The 17,134-nt window shown below is 61.7% G+C and carries 20 protein-coding genes; 11 read left to right on the forward strand and 9 right to left on the reverse strand.

Annotation, left to right across the window (positions count from 1 at the left end; genetic code table 11):
• Positions 1–101: 101 nt before the first annotated feature.
• Together GR212_RS27360 and GR212_RS27365 are read left to right on the forward strand one after the other, a co-directional pair.
• The gene (locus GR212_RS27360; protein WP_163991460.1) at positions 102–968 is read left to right on the forward strand and encodes a VOC family protein; all 867 of its coding nucleotides are present in this window, start codon (positions 102–104) and stop codon (positions 966–968) included.
• A 107-nt stretch (positions 969–1,075) separates the two neighbouring features.
• Complete coding sequence (locus tag GR212_RS27365; protein WP_163991463.1) at positions 1,076–2,245, forward strand: AI-2E family transporter; 1,170 nt, start codon at positions 1,076–1,078, stop codon at positions 2,243–2,245.
• Positions 2,246–2,272: 27 nt separating this feature from the next.
• On the opposite strand, the gene GR212_RS27370 is transcribed toward GR212_RS27365, so the two are convergent.
• On the reverse strand, positions 2,273–3,064 hold the full coding sequence (locus GR212_RS27370) for a polysaccharide deacetylase family protein (RefSeq protein WP_163991465.1): 792 nt from the start codon (positions 3,062–3,064) through the stop codon (positions 2,273–2,275).
• A 264-nt stretch (positions 3,065–3,328) separates the two neighbouring features.
• Between GR212_RS27370 and GR212_RS27375 the strand changes: the two genes are divergently transcribed.
• On the forward strand, positions 3,329–4,240 hold the full coding sequence (locus GR212_RS27375; RefSeq protein ID WP_163991467.1) for a DnaJ C-terminal domain-containing protein: 912 nt from the start codon (positions 3,329–3,331) through the stop codon (positions 4,238–4,240).
• 3 nt (positions 4,241–4,243) lie between these two features.
• A complete protein-coding gene (locus GR212_RS27380) occupies positions 4,244–4,576 on the forward strand; it encodes a chaperone modulator CbpM (RefSeq protein WP_163991468.1) in 333 nt (110 codons plus the stop codon).
• 80 nt (positions 4,577–4,656) lie between these two features.
• Here the strand turns inward: GR212_RS27380 and GR212_RS27385 are convergent, their stop codons facing one another.
• Positions 4,657–5,046 (reverse strand): DUF930 domain-containing protein, encoded by a 390-nt coding sequence (locus tag GR212_RS27385; protein WP_163991470.1) that lies wholly within the window; start codon positions 5,044–5,046, stop codon positions 4,657–4,659.
• 285 nt (positions 5,047–5,331) lie between these two features.
• Here GR212_RS27385 and GR212_RS27390 point away from each other — a divergent pair, with 285 nt between their 5' ends.
• A complete protein-coding gene (locus GR212_RS27390) occupies positions 5,332–7,425 on the forward strand; it encodes a prolyl oligopeptidase family serine peptidase (RefSeq protein WP_163991471.1) in 2,094 nt (697 codons plus the stop codon).
• Between the two features lie 21 nt (positions 7,426–7,446).
• Positions 7,447–7,968, forward strand: coding sequence for a DUF1697 domain-containing protein (locus tag GR212_RS27395; RefSeq protein WP_163991474.1), 522 nt, complete (start codon positions 7,447–7,449; stop codon positions 7,966–7,968).
• On the opposite strand, the gene GR212_RS27400 is transcribed toward GR212_RS27395, so the two are convergent.
• Both GR212_RS27400 and GR212_RS27405 read right to left on the reverse strand, forming a co-directional pair.
• Positions 7,965–8,276 (reverse strand): type II toxin-antitoxin system RelE/ParE family toxin, encoded by a 312-nt coding sequence (locus GR212_RS27400; RefSeq protein ID WP_163991475.1) that lies wholly within the window; start codon positions 8,274–8,276, stop codon positions 7,965–7,967. The two genes, GR212_RS27395 and GR212_RS27400, sit on opposite strands and share 4 nt — an antisense overlap.
• 3 nt (positions 8,277–8,279) lie before the next feature.
• Complete coding sequence (locus GR212_RS27405; RefSeq protein WP_163991477.1) at positions 8,280–8,540, reverse strand: ribbon-helix-helix domain-containing protein; 261 nt, start codon at positions 8,538–8,540, stop codon at positions 8,280–8,282.
• Positions 8,541–8,635: 95 nt separating this feature from the next.
• Here GR212_RS27405 and GR212_RS27410 point away from each other — a divergent pair, with 95 nt between their 5' ends.
• Positions 8,636–10,141: a protein adenylyltransferase SelO gene (locus tag GR212_RS27410; protein WP_163991479.1), complete on the forward strand. Its 1,506-nt coding sequence runs from the start codon at positions 8,636–8,638 to the stop codon at positions 10,139–10,141.
• Between the two features lie 71 nt (positions 10,142–10,212).
• Entirely contained in the window at positions 10,213–10,752 is a 540-nt protein-coding gene (locus GR212_RS27415) for a hypothetical protein (RefSeq protein ID WP_163991481.1), read from the forward strand.
• A gap of 84 nt (positions 10,753–10,836) precedes the next feature.
• Here the strand turns inward: GR212_RS27415 and bla are convergent, their stop codons facing one another.
• The 3 genes from bla to dmeR all read right to left on the reverse strand — a co-directional run bounded on the left by bla (position 10,837) and on the right by dmeR (position 13,194).
• Entirely contained in the window at positions 10,837–11,838 is a 1,002-nt protein-coding gene (gene bla / locus GR212_RS27420; protein WP_163991483.1) for a class A beta-lactamase, read from the reverse strand.
• Between the two features lie 86 nt (positions 11,839–11,924).
• Positions 11,925–12,887 (reverse strand): CDF family Co(II)/Ni(II) efflux transporter DmeF, encoded by a 963-nt coding sequence (gene dmeF, locus GR212_RS27425; RefSeq protein WP_163991485.1) that lies wholly within the window; start codon positions 12,885–12,887, stop codon positions 11,925–11,927.
• 34 nt (positions 12,888–12,921) lie between these two features.
• Positions 12,922–13,194 carry a Ni(II)/Co(II)-sensing transcriptional repressor DmeR gene (gene dmeR / locus GR212_RS27430; RefSeq protein ID WP_163991487.1) on the reverse strand — a complete coding sequence of 91 codons (273 nt, stop codon included), beginning with the start codon at positions 13,192–13,194 and terminating at the stop codon, positions 12,922–12,924.
• 197 nt (positions 13,195–13,391) lie between these two features.
• Here dmeR and GR212_RS27435 point away from each other — a divergent pair, with 197 nt between their 5' ends.
• Both GR212_RS27435 and GR212_RS27440 read left to right on the forward strand, forming a co-directional pair.
• Positions 13,392–13,805 (forward strand): MerR family transcriptional regulator, encoded by a 414-nt coding sequence (locus GR212_RS27435; RefSeq protein ID WP_163991489.1) that lies wholly within the window; start codon positions 13,392–13,394, stop codon positions 13,803–13,805.
• Between the two features lie 199 nt (positions 13,806–14,004).
• On the forward strand, positions 14,005–14,493 hold the full coding sequence (locus GR212_RS27440) for a GNAT family N-acetyltransferase (RefSeq protein WP_163991491.1): 489 nt from the start codon (positions 14,005–14,007) through the stop codon (positions 14,491–14,493).
• 37 nt (positions 14,494–14,530) lie between these two features.
• Here GR212_RS27440 and GR212_RS27445 read toward each other — a convergent pair whose 3' ends face one another.
• Positions 14,531–15,157 carry a C39 family peptidase gene (locus GR212_RS27445; RefSeq protein ID WP_432444412.1) on the reverse strand — a complete coding sequence of 209 codons (627 nt, stop codon included), beginning with the start codon at positions 15,155–15,157 and terminating at the stop codon, positions 14,531–14,533.
• A 107-nt stretch (positions 15,158–15,264) separates the two neighbouring features.
• Between GR212_RS27445 and GR212_RS27450 the strand changes: the two genes are divergently transcribed.
• Positions 15,265–16,044 (forward strand): class I SAM-dependent methyltransferase, encoded by a 780-nt coding sequence (locus tag GR212_RS27450; protein WP_163991494.1) that lies wholly within the window; start codon positions 15,265–15,267, stop codon positions 16,042–16,044.
• 12 nt (positions 16,045–16,056) lie between these two features.
• Here GR212_RS27450 and GR212_RS27455 read toward each other — a convergent pair whose 3' ends face one another.
• Entirely contained in the window at positions 16,057–16,971 is a 915-nt protein-coding gene (locus GR212_RS27455) for a c-type cytochrome (protein ID WP_163991496.1), read from the reverse strand.
• Positions 16,972–17,134: the final 163 nt, after the last annotated feature.

Raw genomic sequence — 17,134 nt, forward strand, 5'->3', positions numbered from 1 at the left:
GGCATATCAACCGGCGAAAACCCTCCCGCCCGCCTCTGGCGGCCACAGTGCCGCCAACGCCGGTTGCCTTTTTCAAGACTATCGAGGTTGGAACTGACCATATGACCGAAACCGCCCCCTCCTACGCACTGACCCGCCCGGCCTATGTCGGCCAATCGCATCTCGTCGTCACCGACCTGCCGCAGGTTTCGCGCTTCTATCAGGACATGCTGGGCCTGAAGGTGATCGAAAAGACGGCAAGCGGCGAGGTTCTGGGCGTTGCCGGCCATCCGCTCCTGACGCTGACGACGGACCGGGCCGCGACGCGCGCGCCGAGCACGGCCGCCGGCCTGTTCCATACCGCCTTCCTGCTGCCGAGCCGCGCCGAACTCGCGCGCTGGCTTCGCCATGCCGCGCATAACAACGTGGTGCTCGACGGCGCATCGGATCATATCGTCAGCGAAGCCATTTATCTGTCGGACCCCGAGGGTAACGGCATCGAGATCTATGCCGACCGGCCACACGAGGAATGGACGTTCCACGATGACGGCACGGTCGAGATGGCCACGCTGCGGCTCGATCTGCAGAAGCTTTACGAGAGCGCCCCGGAAGATCGCTGGGACGGCTTGGCGGCAGGCTCGGCCATTGGCCACATCCATCTGCAGGTCGGCGATGTTGCCGAAGCCAACGCCTTCTATCGCGACGTGCTCGGCATGAAGGTCATGGCCGCGCGCTATCCCGGCGCGACCTTCCTTGCGACCGGCGGCTACCACCATCATCTCGGCGCCAACACCTGGAACAGCCGCGGCGCGGGCGTGCGCTCCGAGCACATGACCGGCCTTTCCGACTATACGCTGCGCTTCAACGACAAGGCCGCGCTCGACAAGGCCGTCGCCGCCCTGGAACAGCACGAGATCAAGACCGAGAAGCGCGACGGCGGCGTATCGTTGCGCGACCCCTGGGGCATCGGGCTGAACCTCATCGCCTGAGCCCGATTCTCGCCGATTATCGGACCTAAAGAGACCCGTTGCGGAACCGCAGCGGGCTTTTCGCGTTTGAGTAGCGAGGTAATTCTGCCTTCGGGGACGTTCTAGGCATGGAATTCGATAAGACCGCTGCCGGCCGGCCGGATGCTGCAAGAGCGCAGGACGCTGGCGCAGGCTCCGCCAGAAACATGTCGCGTACGCTCGGCGACGAAGCGGAGAACCTCGACCTCTCCGATGAAGCCGGCCGAGCCAAGCTCGGCACGGCTTCCGCCTGGGCCACCATAGGCATCTTCCTCATACTGGCGCTCGCCGGCGTCTACATGATGTCCATCATCCTCATTCCTGTGACGCTCGCCATCGTCGTCGGCATGATCCTCGGCCTTGCGGCGGAGAAGCTGAGCAAGCTCGGCGTGCCCCGCATCCTCAATGCCGTTCTCCTGTCGTCGGCCGTGGCGCTGGTGATCTTCCTTATCATCAATGCGCTCGCCGGGCCGGTGGCCAAGCTCGCCCAGGAAGCGCCGGATTTCTTCCAGCGCACCTCGGATCGGCTGATGCCCTATCTCGATCGGTTCAAATGGCTGCACATTTCGCCCGAGACCCTTCAGGGCGGCTCGATGTCGGCCAGCACCCTGCTGGAAAACAGCGGCAATGTGCTGCATGTCGTATCCAACAGCCTGACGCCGGCGATCGTGCAGATCCTGATCTTCTTTGCGGCGCTGCTGCTGTTTCTCGCCGGCCGGATCAGCTTGCGCAAGACGATCATCATGACCTTCTCCAGCCGGACATCGCGGCTGACGGCGATCCGCATCATCAATGCGGTGGAACGGGTGCTCGGCTTCTATTTCGCGACCGCATCGCTGATCTATGCCGGCATCGGCGTCGCGATGACGATCATCGCCTATGTCGGCGGCATGAGCGTGCCGCTGCTATGGGGCGTTTTCGCCTTCGTCGCCAGCTTCATTCCATTCCTTGGGGTCACGACGATGACGATCGCGCTGGCCATCGCCGGCATCATTACCCATTCCGACATCATCTTCGCCCTCGCGCCGGCGGCGGCATTCTTCGCCGTGCACATGGCGGTCGAAAACCTCGTCTTTCCCGCGATCATGGGCCGCCAGTGGGAGCTCAATCCCTTCGTCGTCTTCCTTGCCATCATCTTCTGGACATGGATGTGGGGCGCCGTCGGCGCCATGCTGGCTCTGCCCTTGTCGCTGATCGTCATGGCCGTCGTCGACGAGCTTTTCATCGAGGAAAAGACCCAGCCGCAATTGCCGGGCTAGCCGTTCCGGTCACGCGGCTCCCGGCAGTCAGTTCGTCGTGCCGTCATCGCCCTTTTCGGGGATATCCTGCAGGCGGACGAACTCTACGCCCTTCGCCTTCAGCGCAAGGATGCTTGCCGCGACCCCCTCGCCCGCCGCATGCGTCGGCTGGTTGATATGGGAAATGATGACATCGCCGTCCTTGGCGGAGGCATATTGCTTCTCGACCATCTTGGCCGGCAGAAGCGAGCCGCTATCGCCGTTGATCGAATAGCCGGCGATCCGGTAGCCCATGCCCCGGATCTGGGCGATGGCGGAAGGGCTGTACTTCGCGGTCGCACCGCGAAACCAGCGCGGCTGCGGAATGCCGGCGGCAACCATCGCATCGGCGCCGCCCTTGACTTCCTGGGCGACCGCCTGTGGCGAGCCGGCGGCGGGAATGCCGTAGACCTTGGTCGGAGCATCGACGGCCGGGATATGGTTCTGACCGTGGTTTTCCAGCTCGAAAAGATCGGGATGGGCCAGGAAGACGGCAAGCGCATCGGGATTCGTGCGCAGCCAGCGCGCGGTGACGAAGATCGTCGCCGGAATGCGCTGATCGACAAGGGTGCCCAGGATGCGCGGATCGGTCTTGCCCATGCAGGCGTCGAAGGTAAGCGCTATACGGGGAGCTCCGGCGCCTGCCCGGTTGACATGAAGATGCGGCTCGACGAGCTTGATCTTCGAAACGGGCGCCTTGGGCGGCAGCTGCGGCCAACCGGCCGGCGGTTGCTCCGGCTGCGCGGCAAAGGCGGCCTGTGCCGCAAGCAGGATCAGGGATGTCAGCAAAAGACGTTTCATCGGGCGGCCACCGGGTGGATCAAGCAATTGGAATCTGGCGGACGGAACGCACCATTGCCGTCCGGCCTCAGCGCCCGCATCATCCGGCAACACGCCGGAAATATGGCGAACCGGCCGATATCGTGTCTATTTCACATCATAAGTGCGCAAGGCACGAAAGCCGCCAAGTCCGGGCTTCAACCTGACCGCGTCTATGCTACGATTGATATGAGGTTGCCGTAGCACTATCTGCGTATTTTTCCGTGCTCCCAAAGAGAGACATGCATGAGTCGCGATCCCTATGAAGTTTTAGGCGTGAAGCGGGACGCCCCGCAAAAAGACATTCAAAGCGCCTATCGCAAGCTTGCCAAGAAGCTGCACCCCGATCTCAACCCCGGCGACAAGCAGGCCGAGGAGAAATTCAAGGAGGTCTCCTCGGCTTACGGCATCCTCGGCGACGAGGAAAAGCGTGGGCGGTTCGATCGTGGCGAGATCGACAGCAGCGGTGCCGAGCAGGCGCCGCGCAACTACTACCGTGATTACGCGGCGCAGGAGGGCCAGCATGGCCCTTACCAGAATGCGGGCGGCTTTGCCGATTTCGGCGACGCCGACGACATATTTTCCAGTTTCTTCTCGCGGCGCAGCCGAGGCCAATCCCAGATGCAGGGTCAAGACCGTCACTATTCGATGGAGGTCGACTTTCTGGACGCCATCAACGGCGCAAAGAAGCAGATCAGCCTGCCGGACGGACCGGCGCTCGACGTCCAGATTCCGCCGGGAACGCGCGACGGGCAGACGCTTCGCCTCAAGGGCAAGGGTGAGCCGGGCTTCGGCGGCGGCGCTGCCGGCGATGCGCTGATTGCCGTCCATGTGCGCCCGCACCGCTTCTATACCCGCGATGGCGACGACATCCGGATGGAACTGCCGATCTCGCTGACGGAAGCGGTGCTCGGCGGCAAGATCCGCGTCCCCACCCCTTCGGGCGCGGTTACCGTCACGCTGCAGCCGAACTCCAATACGGGCAAAGTATTGCGGCTGAAGGGCAAGGGCGCCCCTGTGCGCGGCAAGGAGAACGGCGATGCCTACGTCTCCCTGAAGATCGTCCTGCCGGATACGCCGGATCCCGATCTGACGCGCTTCGTTTCCGATTGGGAGGCAGGCAAGGCGCAAGATCCCAGAAAGACCATGGGAGGATAAGCGATGAACGAGAGCGAGTTCCGACTGCACCTCCGGATCGAGACCACGGTGCTGGAAATCTGGATATCACAGGGCTGGGTCGTGCCCGAAGTCACGGATGAGGGCCGCAGTTTCCGTGAGGCCGACATCGCGCGCGGCCGGCTCATCCTCGACCTCAGCAAGGCGATGGGCGTCAACGAGCCGGGCGTCGATGTCGTCATGGATCTGGTGGACCAGCTTCACAGCCTCAGAGCGACGCTACGCGACCTGGCGGACGCGGTCCGCCGGCAACCGCCCGACGTGCAGGAGCACATCCTGTCAGAGCTGACCCGCGTGGAATCGCTCAAATGGCGGTAGCGCTTGAGCGCACCGGCCTCTGGCGATCACAAGACGCACTGTGATCGCCGCGGTTTCCTTCCGGAGCAAATCCGGAGCGCTTAGTCGTAGAGATAATGTTCCTGCCAGGCACCGCGCGGCACCTTGTCGCCGATCTGATAGCTCAGTTCCCGTACATGGATATGCTGCGGGCCGGTGATGCATTTGTACGAGAGATGATACCAGTCCCCCTTGCTGCGAAAGACCGCGCCGGGCGCATCCATGGCATCCGGCTTCATATCCGGGTCGCCGAACGTATAGGCGATGACCTTATCCGGCCTGAAGCCAGTCTTGTCCGTGCCGATGCGCTTCATGGCCTCGGCATCGCATGCCTGCTCCATCCGTTCCGACGGATCGAGCTTTTCCAGTTGCTTCTTCATGGCCGGATCGACGGCGAAGGCGGAGGTGGCGACGCAAGCCAATGGAATAATGATGGCAAAGAGTTTCAGCATGAAGACCGGTCCCTTGCATTGTTTTGGATTTGAGCGCGTCCGTTCCATCAGGGAAGGCGCTTGACCGCCTTTATATCGACGCACTGCATGCCGACTTCGGTAAAGAATGTGGTCTCATCAAGGCAACACCCTATGCGGCTTCCCCACGCTGCCTGTCCGATCGAAACTAATATCGACGGCTTGCATGAAGCTTGCCGGTCAGACTTGCCGCTTGAACCTCACGTCGGCGCCCTCTATTTCTCTCTTCACTTCACATCCGACTTTCACACCAGAGAAAGCGCTCCAGTGTCAGTTTTCAAGAATCTTCCCACCCCGCCTGCCGCCCCGAAAAAGCCGCTCTCGGACACACGCCACGGCATCACCCGCACCGACGACTATGCGTGGCTGCGCGCCGACAACTGGCAGGCAATGTTCAAGGATCCGTCGATCCTGGCGCCGGAGATCCGGTCGCATCTGGAAGCCGAGAACGTCTATATGAATGCCGCAATGGCGGACACGAAGGATCTGCAAAAGATTCTCTTCGGCGAAATGAAGGGGCGCATCAAGGAAGACGACAGCTCCGTTCCGATGAAGGACGGCCCTTATGCCTACGGCACGTTCTTCGTCACCGGCGGCGAGCAGCCCCGCTTTTTCCGCGAGCCGCGTAACGGCGGCGACCGCAAGCTGCTGCTGAACGGCGACAAGGAAAATGAAGGAAAATCCTATTTCCGGCTTTCCGGCCTCGACCATTCCTCCGACCATAGCCACGGCATCTGGGGCTATGACGACAAGGGCTCGGAATACTTCACGCTGAAGATCCGCAACTTCGAGACCGGCGAGGATCTCGGCGACGTGATCGAGAATACCGGCGGCGATTCAATCTGGGCGCCAGACGGCAAGAGCTTCTTCTATACCCTGCAGGACGAGAATCATCGCCCCTCGAAGATCTTCCACCATATCATCGGCACGCCGCAGTCCGAGGACCGGCTTGTCTACGAGGAAGAGGATCCGGGCTTCTTCATGGGCGTCGGCGGCTCGCTGCTGGACGACTACATCTTCATCGATATCCACGATCACGAAACCAGCGAATACCGCATCATCCCGACCTCGGACCTGACCGCCGATCCCAAGATCGTCGCCGTGCGCGAAACGGGCATCGAATATGAGATCACGGAGGGCGGCGACGTCTTCTACATTCTCACCAACGACGGCGACGCTAAGGATTTCAAGATCATGGAGACGCCGGCCGAGGCGCCGGGCAAGGAGAACTGGCGCGAGGTCGTGGCGCACAAGCCGGGCACGCTGATCCTCAGCCATCTCGCCTATGCCCGCCATCTGATCTGGCTGGAGCGCAAGGACGGCCTGCCGCGCATCATCATCCGCGACCGCCGCAGCGGCGAGGAACATGCGATCGCCTTCGAAGAGGAAGCCTATTCGCTCGGCCTGCAGGGGGCGGCGGAATACGACACGGATGTCATCCGCTTCTCCTATTCATCGATGACGACGCCGAGCCAGCTCTACGACTACAACATGGAGACGCGCGAGCGCACCCTCTTGAAGACGCAGGAAGTACCTTCGGGACACGACCCGGCCGACTATGTGACGCGCCGCGTCTTCGCGCCGGCCTGGGACGGCGAGCGGGTGCCGGTGACGCTGCTATACCGCAAGGATACGCCCCTGGATGGCTCCGCGCCCTGCCTGCTCTATGGCTACGGCGCCTATGGCGTCACCATTCCCGCCGGCTTCAACACCAATTGCCTGTCGCTCGCAGATCGGGGCTTCATCTATGCCATCGCCCATATCCGCGGCGGCAAGGACAAGGGCTTTGCCTGGTACGAAGACGGCAAGATGGAAAAGAAGACCAATACGTTCAAGGACTTCATCGCCGCAGCCGACTATTTGAATCAGGAGAAGTTCACCTCCTACGCGAAGATCATCGCGGAGGGCGGATCGGCCGGCGGCATGTTGATGGGTGCCGTCGCCAACATGGCGCCGGAGAAATTCGCCGGCATCATCGCCGCCGTGCCCTTCGTCGACGTGCTCAACACCATGCTCGACGACACCTTGCCGCTGACGCCGCCGGAGTGGCCGGAATGGGGCAATCCGATCGAGAGCAAAGAGGAATACGAGCAGATCGCCGCCTATAGCCCCTATGACAATGTCGGCGAGAAGCCCTACCCGCCGATCCTGGCGCTCGGCGGTCTCACCGACCCGCGCGTCACCTATTGGGAGCCGGCGAAGTGGGTCGCCAAGCTGCGCGACAAGACGACGGGCAACGCCCCAATCCTGTTGAAGACGAACATGGATGCCGGCCATGGCGGCGCATCCGGCCGCTTTCAGCGTCTGGAGGAAGTGGCGTTCGAATATGCCTTCGCCGTCAAGGTCGCCGAGAAGATGTGAGCCGAACGGCAGGAGTGAGCCATGACCGTCTTCGTCGCCCTACTGCGTGCCGTCAATGTCGGCGGCACCGGCACATTGTCGATGGCGGACCTGAAGGCGCTCTGCGAAGGGATCGGCTTTACGGATGTGAGCACCTACATCCAGAGCGGCAACGTGCTTTTCCGCGCCGGGGAGGACGAGACAACAGTCCGGACCCGGCTGGAACAGGCGCTGGCGGAGAAAATGGGCAAATCCCCCGGCGTGATCCTGCGTAGCCGCGAGGCACTGGAAAGGGCGGCGGAAAGTTCGCCCTTCCCGCACGCCAAGCCGAACTACCTGCTCGTCACCTTCCTGCCGGATGCGGCGCCGAAGGATGCGCTGGACAAGCTCGTCGCACCCGGCGGCGAAGAAGTACACATCGCCGGCAGGGAGATCTACGTGCACTACCCCGATGGCTCGGGACGCTCCAAATTGAAGCTGCCAGCGTTGAAGGCGGGAACGTCGAGAAACCTCAATACCGTGCGGAAGCTTGCGGAGATGGCGCGGGAACTGGAGGAGAACTAGGCGCGTGTCACGAGCGTTGCGTAGTCTCTGCTGCCGAAGAAGATGTTGGTAATCCAGACGGCATTTTCGACGATAGTATAAAGGATAACGACACTTTTTTCGAAGACCGCCATACGAACGCCTGCACCCAGGTCGTCCCGGGCAACACCTCCGAATGGAGCATCGCCGATCTTTTCACAACGCGCGTAGATACGGCCAATATAAGCCTCCGTCGTTTCGACGTTCTGACTTAGATCGAACACGTAAGCCGCGACCTCAAGCAGATTTTCCATGGCCTCCGGACGATACTCGACCGCATATCGCTCCATGGTCTACCGACGCTTGTCAAAAAAGGCATCAAGGCGCTGCTTTACGTCGTGTCCGCTTAGGTTTGGCCGAGAGTCATCCAAGGATGCGGCAACTTTTTGCCGGATTGCGGACATGCGCTCTTGATACTCCTCTTCCTCCCGCAGCCAGACCCGGATGGCAGCGCGCAGCACCTCGCTGGTGGAGGCGTAAGCGCCAGCATCGACTCGAGCCTTGATTGCAGCGACCATTTCACTGGGGAGCGAAATACTCAGTTTCTCGTTCATCACAAAATCCTCGTCGGCGGTAGGATAAAGTAGGATATTATCCTACCACGGGCAAGGACCTTGCGCCCCCCCCTCGCCGGCCCTACCTTAAAGCCATGAGCTCACCTCTTCACGATGATAGCGCGCTTCAGGCCCCGCCGGTCGCATTCGACAACAGTTATGCGCGCCTGCCGCCGCAGTTTTTTGCGGATCAGGCGCCGACACCCGTTGCCGCGCCGAGGCTGATTAAATTCAACGAGGCGCTGGCGCGGGAGCTCGGGCTCGACGTGGATGCGCTAAGCCAAAACGCTGCCGCGCTCTTTTCCGGAAACGAGCTGCTGCCCGGATCGCAGCCGATCGCCATGGCCTATGCCGGCCACCAGTTCGGCAATTTCGTACCGCAGCTCGGCGACGGCCGGGCGATCCTTCTCGGCGAAGTGAAGGACCGCAACGGCAGGCGCCGTGACATCCAGCTCAAGGGTTCGGGGCCGACGCCATTTTCCCGCCGTGGTGACGGGCGGGCGGCACTCGGCCCGGTTTTGCGCGAGTATATCGTCAGCGAGGCCATGCACGCTCTCGGCGTCCCGACGACTCGGGCGCTTGCCGCGGTGACCACCGGAGAACCTGTCTATCGTGAGGAAGCCCTGCCCGGCGCGATCTTTACGCGCGTGGCGGCGAGCCATATCCGTGTCGGCACGTTCCAGTTCTTTGCCGCGCGCGGCGATACGGAAAGCGTGAAGACGCTGGCGGATCACGTCATCGCGCGACACTACCCGGACATCAGAGACCGGGCGAACCCCTATCTCGCACTGCTGGAAGCCGTGGCCGAGCGGCAGGCGGCGCTGATTGCGCGCTGGCTGCATATCGGCTTCATCCATGGCGTGATGAACACCGACAACATGACGGTATCGGGCGAGACAATCGATTTCGGTCCCTGCGCCTTCATGGACGCCTATGATCCGGCAACCGTCTTCTCGTCGATCGACCGCAACGGCCGCTATGCCTATGCCAACCAGCCGGCCATCGGCCAATGGAACCTCGCACGCCTCGGCGAGACCCTGATTCCGCTGATCGATCCGTCCGCCGATACAGCGATCGACCTGGCAAACGTTGTCATCAAATCCTATGGCGAGCGCTTTCAGGCCTATTGGCTCTCGGGCATGCGGGCCAAGATCGGCCTTGCGAGCGAGGAGGACGGCGACCTCGAGCTGATTCAGTCGCTATTGGCGACGATGCAGCAGCAGGGTGCGGATTTCACGCTCACCTTCCGCCGCCTTGCCGCTCTCGCCGCGGACGAGGACATTACCGACTTCGCCGCCACCTTTCAGGATCCGCAATCCGTCGCGCCATGGCTTGAATGCTGGCGCGAGCGCCTCGACCGCGATGCCCAAACGCAGGCAACGCGTGCGGCAGCCATGCGCAGGATTAACCCGGCCTTCATTCCCCGCAATCACCGAATAGAGCAGGCCATCGTTGCCGCAGTCGAAGACGATGATTTTTCCCTGTTCGAGGCATTGCTGAAAGTGCTCGCAACACCCTACCAGGATCAGCCTTCCTTCGCGCCCTATGCCGAACCTCCACTGCCGACGGAGCGGGTGCTGCAGACGTTCTGCGGCACCTGAGGGGCCATCGGCATAAGCCCCGGGCAGGCTTGCAGAGTCATCGTCTCCCCAACCCGCAGGGAGATATGACGATGAAAGTGCATCACAGCACCCAGAACTATTTCAGCACGCCGATCCGCAGCCAGCAGAGCAGCGACAGCGATGACAGCACGCCTTTCACGCTGCCCGACGATGGCGGCGATCAGCAGGACGACCAGCCGGGACCTTCCATTGCCTCCAGCGGCGTCTCCTCCTCCATTTCGTCCGCTCTCTGGCTTAGCCAGTTTGGCGACTCCTCCTCCTCGTCTTCGGCAGCGGATTCCACTGACGACCAGTCGGACTCGAGCTCGTCCGGCAGCAGCTCGACGTCGTCGAGCGAGCAGTCCAACCAGGATATCCTCGACGAATTCGCCAAATGGGCGAACATGACGCCGGCCCAGAAAATCCGCGCGCAGTATCTGGAAGCGCACGGCCTGACGGAAGATTCGTTCAAGGCCCTCTCCGCCGACGACCAGAAAGCGATCAACGACCAGATCGCTGATGAGATCAAGCAGAAGCTTGGCGCCGGCAACAGCCAGGGCGACAGCGACAAGGAAACGGACAGCGCAGCCTCGGCGCTGTCTCTCGTCTGAACAAGCTGCCAGATTAGGTGAAGACGATACGATCCTGATTCATATCTTGATCGTATCGTCTTGTTTTTACTCTCGATATTTCAGCTATTGCCCGACCATTCCGGTTACGATCTTGCCGACTTCGGCAAAGACCGCCTCCACGTCTTTCGCAGACGCGGTTGCCTCGGCAACGAAAGTCGTGACCAGGACAGGGCCGCGCTCCGGCGGCCAGATGACGGCAATGTCCGCATAGGAGCCGTTATTGCCTGTACCGGTCTTGTCGCCGACCTTCCACTCCGTCGGCAGGCCCGCGCGCAGGCGGTTGTTGCCCGTCGTATTGCCGACCAGCCAATTGATCAGCTGATCCCTCGATGTTTCCGACAGGGTGTTCCCGAGCGTCAGAAGGCCGATCGTATCCAGCATCGCATCCGGCGTCGTCGTATCGCGCGGGTCGTCCTTGACGGCCTGGTTGACATCGGGCTCATTGCGATCGAGGCGGGTTTCGGTGTCGCCGGTGGTGCGCAGCCACGAGGTCAGCGCGGCAGGGCCGCCAAAGCTTTCGAGCAGCAGATTGCCTGCCGTATTGTCGCTCAGCGTTATGGCTGCGCCGCACAGCTCGGCCACGGTCATGCCATCGGTGTCGGCATGTTTTTCAGTCTCCGGCGAATAGGTGACGACCTTGTCCTTGCCGTAGGTGACGCGACGGTCGAGCTTTTCCGTGCCCTGGTCGACACGCGCCAGCACGAAGCCGACGGCAAGCGCCTTGTAGGTGCTGCACAGGGGAAAGCGCTCTTCTTCGCGGTTGCCGAGGGAGATGTTGGTCTCGGTGTCGAGCACGGAGACGCCGAGCCGGCCGCCGGTCTTCTTTTCCAGGTCCGCAAGCTGCTTGTCGACATCGTCGGACAGCTGCGAATTGTCCGGCGTTCCGCCGCTATCTTCCATTCCCTGGCCGCCGCCGTCAGGCGCTGCCGAATTATCCGTTGCAGGCGGCGTCTGTGGTGACGCGCCGCTATCCTGCGCGAACAACGCTTCGGGGCCGAGTGTCAGGGCGGGAAGGAGCAGCGCCGAGCCTGCCATGAGACGGCGGCGGGTGAGCAATGTGGGCATGCGAAGGGCCTCCAGCGGAATCGGGCAGATTGTGGGCTATGCGAGGAATATGGCAAGCCTCCGACCTTTCCGATTGCTAGCGGATTTTATGCCGCCTTGTCGACGGTAACTTCGACGGTCACATGAGAGAGCTCGTGGATGTCGGCGAGCCGCGCCTTGTAGAAGGAGGGATCGCGCGAAACGGGCGTTGCGACCGCGACGATGGCGGCATGATGCCCAGGGCCTACCTGCCAGACATGAAGATCGGTGATCCGATCCTCATCCGTTTCGATCGCCTCGCGGATCTCTTCCGGCAAATCCTCGCCCTGCGGGATGAAATCGAGGAGAACGGCGCCTGACATACGCAACAGGCTCCATGCCCATTGCAGGATCACCAGCCCACCGACGATGCCCATGACCGGATCGAGAAATGTCCAGCCGAACCGGCTGCCGAGCAGCAGCGCAACGATAGCAAGAACCGAGGTCATCGCGTCGGCGATGACATGGACATAGACGGAACGCAGATTGTTGTCCCTGCCGCCGCTGTGGCCATGATGGTGATCGTCGTCATGCTCGTGACCATGGTCATGGGCGTGACTGTGCCCATGATGATGGCCGTGATCGTCGCGCAGAAGCCACGCGCTGACGAGATTGACGACGAGGCCGACCACTGCGATGGCGATGGCTTCCCGGAAGTTGATCGCCACCGGGTCCAGCAGCCGCAACACGCTCTCCCAGCCCATGATGAGCGCGATCAGCGCCAGCACGATGGCGCTGGCGAAGCCTGCGAGATCGCCGAGCTTGCCGGTGCCGAAGGTGAAGCGCGCATTGTGCGCATGCCGGCGGGCATAGAGATAGGCGAGAGCCGAAATCAGCATGGCGCTGACATGGGTCGACATGTGCCAGCCATCGGCGAGCAGCGCCATCGAACCGTAGATCGTGCCGGCACCGATCTCGACCACCATCATCACGGCGGTCAGCGCGATGACGAGCCGGATGCGGCGCTCGTTGCGCTCGTGATCGGAGCCCAGAAAGACGTGGCTATGGCCCATCTCGGGGGAAATACTCATGACATCGGTCTCCCGTTGAACGCGCCGAAGCTGGTCACCGCAGATAGGTCTTCAGCACGTCGGCTATCTCATCGACCGCCTGCCGGCGGGCCTCTTCGTCTTCGGCATGAAGCACATGCTCATGCAGGTGATCTTCCAGGACCTCCCCGGTCAGCCCGGTGAGGGCGCCCCGAATGGAGGCAAGAAGCTGCAATATCTCCCCACACGGGCGTTCGGCCTCAAGTGCCCGTTCCACCGCCTCCATCTGCCCCTTGAGACGGCGGATGCGGGAAAGAAGCTTGGCTTGCTGACGAATGGTATGGGACATTGCGGCCTCGAATTATAATATAGGGGGGTATACTATTCTTAGCAGCGAAATGGAAGTGCGCCCTGGACGCAATGATATGCGGGATCATGGACCGCCCAGGTAGCCCGCGCCGGCTAGCTGACTCCGCCTGCTCTTGCAAATCCTGCGAGAGACCGCATATATTGCTCTAGAGACTAGAGCTATAGAGAGGGTATCCGATGCTGACGATCGGCGATCTGTCCAAACGTACCGGCGTAAAAGTGCCGACGATCCGCTATTACGAGCAGATGGGCCTGATCTCGGAGCCCGAACGCAGCGAAGGCAACCAGCGGCGCTATTTCAAGGGCGACCTGGAGCGGCTCGCCTTCATTCGGCATGGCCGCGATCTCGGCCTGACGATCGATGCCATCAAGGAGCTGATCTCACTCAGCCAACACCCCGACCGTCCCTGCGTGGGTGCAGACCGCATCGCCAAGGAGCATCTGGAGGACGTGCGCATCAAGATCGCCCGACTGAGGAAGCTGGAGCATGAGCTGGAGCGCATCGTCTCGCATTGCGACGGGCACAGCATCGAGGACTGCTATGTGATCCGCGCGCTTTCCGACCACGGGTTATGCGAAGGGGAGCATTGAGCCCCCCATTGACAAACGCGCTGAACGGGATCATTGATGCGCCCATGATCACGCACGCGCTCCACAATTGCTCGTATTTTTGGCTGTACCTGTAACAGGCGGCCAAGACAGATCATATGTCAACAAGCCGCCGTCAGGCGGCTTTGTTGTATCGGCAGCGTCCTGACGGCTCATTTGAAAAACAAGGACGCAGAATGCCATGCTAGACGATAGCGAAATTTCACTCCTCCGCCCGCCGGTGTTGACCATCCGCAATGCGCAGCCACGCGACCTGCCGGAGCTGAACGACATGATCCGCCTGCTTGCCGCCCATCATGGCGACCCCTCGGGCACGACGCCCGAGCAGCTGGAGCGCGATCTTTTCGGCCCTGTGCCCTGGATCACGGCGCTGGTTGCCGACGGCGAGCATGGCCTGCTCGGCTACGCCATCCTCGTGCCGCTCTACAAGGCGCAGGAAGGGCAGCGGGGCATGGACCTGCATCATCTCTTCGTGCGTGACGGCCATCGCGGCCATGGTGTGGGACAGCATCTCGTCGACCGCGCCCGCGATATCGCCCGCAAGGCCGGCTGCAGCTACCTTTCCGTGGGAGCTGCGACAGGCAATTTCCAGGCCCATCGCTTCTACGAAAACATGGACTTCAAGCCGCGTCCGGTCACCGGCATGCGCTACCTTCAGGCATTGGCCTGATGCCGGCCTTTAACAGGATCGCCATCGCATACTGATTTTAGCGATCGATGGCGATCCCGCGGCCTGCAAAGAACCTCTCGAACGTCTGCAACGGCATCTCCGCATTTTCTCGCGTCTCCGCGATGTGACCGGACGGATTGTGGAAGCGGATCCTGTTTCCACTGACGGCCGTTACCAGCACCAGATGTCCGCCCTTGGCCGGCGGCTCGGTCTCCGGCCAGCGAATAGAATGATGGACCGACGCGATGAAGAATTCCGATTGCGTGAGGATATCGGCGATGTCGGCGACAGAAATCCCGGTGACGACCCTGGCATTCAGATCGAAGCGATCCCGGACGAAGGGCACGAACGGCGCATAGATCAGCCCCTTGATCTTGCCATCCGGCTCCTCGACATAGCCGCCGTAATCCCTGCAGCCCATGGCCAGATCCATGATCGGCACCGTTTTGCCGGTGCGGGCAGCAAGAACCATCTTCAGGCAGGCCATGCCGCAAAGATTGGCGGCCCAATGAGCATATTCCTCGACATTGCGAGCCCCGGACGACGCCCAGAGCGGATCTCGGAGCAAAGCAGTCTGCGCGCCTTCGGCCACCACCGCCAACGTCATCTCAGGCGTTTCCCATTGGCTGAAATAAGGAACCCTTTGCGTCACCCCTGCGTCCACGACCACCCTCTTCTGTTTTCGAATCCCGCGCCATTGCCGCTATAGGCTTTATCGGAAATGCGCTAGAAAAAAGGCTGCAGGCTCTGATCTGCGACTGGAGGTGCGCCTTGGAACAGCGGTTTACATTCGATGGCGTCGCCAGCCTTTATAACAATGCCCGCCCCACCTATCCCGATAGGCTCTTCGACGACGTGATCGCCTTCGCCGGTCTCAACGACAGGGATGAGATCCTTGAAATCGGCTGCGGCACGGGACAGGCGACTGAAGGTTTTGCACGGCGGGGTCTTTCCGTTCTCGCGCTCGATCCAGGCAAGGAATTGATCGCGGTCGCGCGGAAAAGTCTGGAGAAGTTTCCAAAGGTCCGCTTTGCGCAGACCACCTTCGAAGCATGGCCGGGGGCAGCGGCGAGCTTCAGGCTGATAGCAGCGGCGCAATCGTTCCATTGGGTTTCACCGGAGCTGCGCTTCGCCAGGACAGCCGCCTTGCTGCAGCCGGAAGGAACGCTCGCCGTCTTCGGCAGTGTGCCGATGCCGCCCGAGCCGCCGCTTGCCGGAAAATTCGCTGAAATCTACGCCCACCATGCGCCGCAGCTTGCGGGCCCGCCGGCAGAGGCATGGTATCTGCCCGACGGTCCGTTCGCCGAGCTGCTAAGGCAGTCCGACCATTTCGAAGCGTCAGGACAGCACTGCTATCGCTGGAGCCGGGCGCATACCGCGCAAAGCTACACTGATCTGCTGCGCACACTCTCAAGCTATCGGGTTCTGCCTGATGGTCAGAGGGAGACGTTGCTTTCCGCGCTCGCCGGGGCGATCGCGGCTGAAGGCGGCAAATTCGAGCTGCACTACGAAACGCATCTCTATCTCGCCAGGCGCTCGCCCATCAGCTGAGTATCTTCCGGTCTATTTCGCCGGCAATGCCTCCAGATAGGCCGCGATCGCCTCGCGATCAGCACCCGGAAGGTGGGCGATGTTCTGCTGGACTTCGGCCATCGAGCCACCGGCGGAATCATAGTCCGGGGTGAAGCCGGTTTCGAGGTAGTTGGCGATGTCGCCGGCGCTCCAGCTGCCGATCGCCTTGGAGCCGGGCGTGATATCCGGGATCTGGCCCTTGCCTTCCGGATTGGGCGCGCCCGCCAGCCATTGGCCGCTCAGGAAGCCGCCGAGGCTGTCGCGCGGCGTGTGGCATTCGCCGCAATGGCCCGGCCCTTCCACCAGATACTGCCCGCGCTTGATCTTCTCGTCGGCTTTGGCGAGAACGACGCGCGGCTGGTCGTTGAGATAGAGGAACTTCCAGCCGCCAAGCGCCAGCCGGATGTTGAACGGAAAGGGCAGCTCGTGCGGCGGGGCGACATTGTCGCTCTTCGGCAGCGTCTTCAGGAAGCCCCAGAGGTCGTTGATGTCCTTGTCGCTCATGCGGGTATAGGAGCCGTAGGGAAAGGACGGATAGAGATGCTCGCCGTTCTTGCCGACACCGCGCTTCATGGCATTGCCGAAATCGGCAAGGGTCCAGCTGCCGAGCCCGGCTTTCTCGTCCGGCGAAATATTCGGCACATGGAAGGTGCCGAAGGGACTCGTCAGTGCAAGGCCGCCCGAAAGCACGAGCTTGGCATCGCCCTGCGCACCGGACGCCGCGTGACAGCTTGTGCAGCCGCCGGCCCAGAAGACCATCTCGCCATTCTTGAGATCGGGATCGCCGAGATTGGCCCAATGGCTTGCCGGCAAGGGCGATGGCGCGGTGATGACATAAAATGCGCCACAGCCGAGGACGATCACGCCGAACAGACAGAGCAGCCACCGGATAAATCGCGCCATCACACCTACCCCCTTGCCTTGGCTCTAAAGCCATAAGGCTCCGTACCGGCGGCAAGACCGGGGCGGATGCCAAAACGGATTTTCCGAACCTCTTCGCGTTTCTTCGAATCGCGAAGAGGCTCCAGGCTTTTGCTTTTGCGCAATTCCGGGCGGAAAATCGCGACGC

The organism is Martinezella lusitana (genome assembly GCF_010668395.1).
Lineage (GTDB): Bacteria > Pseudomonadota > Alphaproteobacteria > Rhizobiales > Rhizobiaceae > Rhizobium > Rhizobium lusitanum_A.